The organism is Corynebacterium sp. HMSC04H06, from assembly GCF_001815935.1.
Classification (GTDB): Bacteria; Actinomycetota; Actinomycetes; order Mycobacteriales; family Mycobacteriaceae; genus Corynebacterium.
Genome location: NZ_KV823428.1, coordinates 1 through 3444 on the forward strand (window position 1 = coordinate 1; position 3444 = coordinate 3444).

A 3444-nucleotide genomic window follows, 5' to 3' on the forward strand; every position below is an offset into this window, starting at 1 on the left:
GCCCGCGCGGGAAAGCCGGGCCCAGCCGAGCGCCACCACGGCGATGAGCAGCACGCCGAAAAGGGCGAAGCCGGCCTGACGGGAGGCGGGCACGGCCTCTGCGTTCCAGACCCCGCCCAGCCCGAGCACGGTCACCAGCAGCCCGGCGTGGGCCTCAGCGCGGGGCGCGAAGGCCGCCACGGCCGCGGCCGCATCCATCCCCGGCGCGGTCCCGCGCACGACGCCCAGCAGCCCAGGCAGGGCCCAAGGCAGGCATAGCGCCAACCCGTATAAGGCCGTGGCCAGCCGCCGGCGCGCGGTGGCGATGCCCAGGAACGCGCCGGTCAGCGCGCCGGTCGGCGTCAGCGAGGAGACGAACATGGCCGCCCACTGCCCGGGCCGCCGGCCGGCCAGGCCCGCCGCGGCGATGGCCGGACCCAGCCAGGCGGCCACTGCGATGGACCACTGGCCCTGCAGGAGCCGCTCGACCACCAAGGGGTTGAGAACGCACACCGCGATGGCCGCGGCCGGGCCCAGCAGGCGCCGGTCAACCACAGGTTCCGAAGAATGCCGCGGCGCCGGCGTGCACAACCTGGTCAGCCGCCAGCCGCCCCAGGCCGCGGCGCCGGCCGAGCCGATGACCAGCGTGCGCACGAGCCAATGCGCGGGCACGAGCTGGGCGGCTAGGGCGAGCAGCCCGTCCTGGGGGAGCGCCCGGGCGGGCAGATCCCCGCCGCCGAAATTGGCGGGGCTTAACGCCATGTCCGCGGGCACGACCATGTCCCGCCAGACAAGCTCGCCCGGCAGGAGAAAGGGCCAGGTAACGCTGGCGATGCACGCGGCGGCGACCGCGACCAAGCAGGCCGCGCGCACCGCGGCGGGGCGGCTGGCGGGAAGAAGGTGCGGCATGGGCGGACCTGCGGGCGGTTAGCTTGCCTCGCCGGCGCGGCGGCGCATGTACATCCGCGCGGCAACGATGAGCAGGACCACGCCCAGGGCCTTGCCGCCCCAGCCGAGGATCGACATGGCCTTGGTCATGTTGACCGTGCTGGCGACCTTGTCTAGGGCGCGCTGCTGGCTTTCCGGGCTCCACTCGAGGCGCGCGTTGACCACGGCTCGCTCGCGCGCCGGGTCGGTGGCGTCGAGCTGGGCCGCCTCCTGCGGGGAGGTCGCAAAGCTGATGTCCACGTGGGTCACGGCGTTAACGATGGTGCCCGTGGTGGACTCGACCCAGACCGTGCGGCTGACCGAGTAATACGGCTCCAGCACGACCGTGTCCTCCGGCTGGTAGTCGAAGCGCTCCATGTCGGCCTGCGAATAGAAGTTCCCCGCTGGGCCGACGACCTCGGTGGCCGCATCCGCGTTCGCGCTCGCGCCGGCGAAGACGGAAAAGAGCAGCTTTTCCACCTCCGAGTCGAGCTCACGGCCGTGCAGGTCCTGCTGGAAGGTGTAGGTGGGGATGCCGTCTACCTTCTCGGTGCCGGAGAAGTCCAGCGGCTCCGAGCCGTGCAGCAGCGGGTCGTAGAGCGGGTAGGAGCGCTGTTCGGTGTCGGCGGGGAAGAAGTACTGCAGCCCGTCGCGTTCGAAGCCGGGGTCCGTGATCTCGTCGCCGCCCTCGCCCAGCGACATAGTCAGCGCGGTCGAAGGCCCGGAGGCCGGGAAGGTCGACTCCCGGTTCAGCACTGAGGACTCGCTCACGCGCGCGGCCAGGTGGTCGTCGATGAGGGCGGTGACCTCGGATTCGGAGCTGGCCAGCGTGGAGTCGTCCGCCTTGCCGGTCTGGGTGTGGCGCTCGACCTCCACCGGCACGTCCCGGATGAAGCAGGCCAGAGGGTACTGCGTATGGCCGTTGGCCAGCTTTGCCGGGGCGCACTCGGGGTTGGCGGCGCGCTGCGAATTCGGCTTCCCGGCGCGGAAGGCCTGGTAGTCCAGGACCATTGACTCCGGGGAGGTGGCTGTTACCTGGTAGCCGATGTCGCGGGAAAGCTGGCGCGTCTGGTTCTCATACATCGCGGGGACCACCGCGCCGATAATGAGCGCGCAGGCTGCCGCCACCACGGTCCAGAACAGGCGGCCGCGGAGCCGGAGGAAGCGCTTCATTGCAGTATCATGTCCAATCACGGAAAGTTACAGGTTCTGGTTGCACGGGCGCTTGCGGGCAAAACCCCACAGCGAACATGCCCCGGCGAGGGAAGGAGGCAGCGTGCCGCACGCTCACGCGAAGCACCGCCAGCCTGCCGCGCCCCACACCGGCGTGCATAACACCTTACCGCAGCGGCTCGACGCCCTAGACGGTCTGCGGGCGGTCGCGTCGCTGGGCATCATCGTCACCCACGTCAGCTTCCAGACCGGCACTGGCTGGGGTTGGGCCGAGCGCTTCGATTATTTCGTGGCGGTCTTCTTCGCGCTCAGCGCCTTCGTCCTGTGGCGCCGGCGGGAGCGCTACGCCGCCCGCGGCTGGTCGCGCTACTATCGCAGCCGCACCGCCCGCATCGCGCCGGCCTACCTGGTCTGCGTGACCGCGGTTTTGGCCCTCCTGCCGTCGGCCGCCGGGGTGAGCCTCCAGCAGGTTACCGCCAACCTCACCTCGACCCAGATCTTCTGGCCAGACGGCCTGGCGCCCGGGCTGACCCACCTGTGGTCGCTGTGCGTGGAGATCGCCTTCTACTTAACGATGCCCCTGCTGGCCATTGCCGTCGATCTCCTCCCGGGCGGGCGCCGGGTGCGCTGCCTGGTGATTGCGGCCTGGGCCGCGGTGAGCCTGGGCTGGGCGTGGCTGCCCTTCGTGGCGAACGCGGACTCGGACGGGATTAACACCCAGATCTGGCCGCCGGCCTATACCCTGTGGTTCGCCGTGGGCATGCTGGCCGCCGAGGCCGAAGGCCGCGTGCCGGCTTGGGTCCAGCGGGCCGCCAGGTGGCGTTGGCTGTGGCTGGGCCTGGCCGCCGGGTGCATCTGGCTGGCCAGTCGGGAGTGGTTCGGCCCGCGCGGGCTGGCCCACCCGGACCCGGACGAATTTGCCCGTCGCATCCTGGTCGGCGGGGCCTTCGCCGCCTGCGTGGTGCTGCCCTTCGTCTTCGCACCGCGCTCGCGGGTGCTGGAATCCGCGCCCCTGCAGGCGGCCGGGGTCTGGTCTTATGGCATCTTCCTCTGGCACGTGGCGGTCCTCGACCTGGTCTTTCCGTTGCTGGGCATCGACCTGTTTAGCGGCGGGGCCATTAACTTCGTCCTCGTGTGGCTGGCTACGGTGGCCGGCACGGTAGTGGTTAGCGCCGCCGGCTACGAATGGGTGGAACGCCCCGGCGCGCGCGTGGTGCGGGCGCTGTGGCCGGTGCGGGAAGATGCGGCGAACACGCAGGCGATCGCCCCGGCGCACAGGGCGGTGACCAGCACCGAATCGCCGGCATAGCCCGCGCTCGGCCAGGGCGCGCGCGCCAGCATCGCCCCGGCGGCCGCCAGCAGGGC

Annotated in this window: 2 protein-coding genes and 1 pseudogene; 1 reads left to right on the forward strand and 2 read right to left on the reverse strand. The window is 71.3% G+C overall.

Annotation, left to right across the window (positions count from 1 at the left end):
- Positions 1–888 (reverse strand): annotated as a pseudogene (locus HMPREF3067_RS06225) (hypothetical protein); the annotation flags it as partial.
- An 18-nt stretch (positions 889–906) separates the two neighbouring features.
- On the reverse strand, positions 907–2079 hold the full coding sequence (locus tag HMPREF3067_RS06230) for a porin PorA family protein (protein ID WP_070768868.1): 1173 nt from the start codon (positions 2077–2079) through the stop codon (positions 907–909).
- 103 nt (positions 2080–2182) lie between these two features.
- Here HMPREF3067_RS06230 and HMPREF3067_RS06235 point away from each other — a divergent pair, with 103 nt between their 5' ends.
- Complete coding sequence (locus tag HMPREF3067_RS06235; protein ID WP_305764496.1) at positions 2183–3388, forward strand: acyltransferase family protein; 1206 nt, start codon at positions 2183–2185, stop codon at positions 3386–3388.
- Positions 3389–3444 lie beyond the last annotated feature (56 nt).

Excerpts from the sequence above, each read along its gene's own strand:
- HMPREF3067_RS06230 (WP_070768868.1), bottom strand. The coding sequence starts at position 2,079 with ATGAAGCGCTTCCTCCGGCTCCGCGGCCGCCTGTTCTGGACCGTGGTG.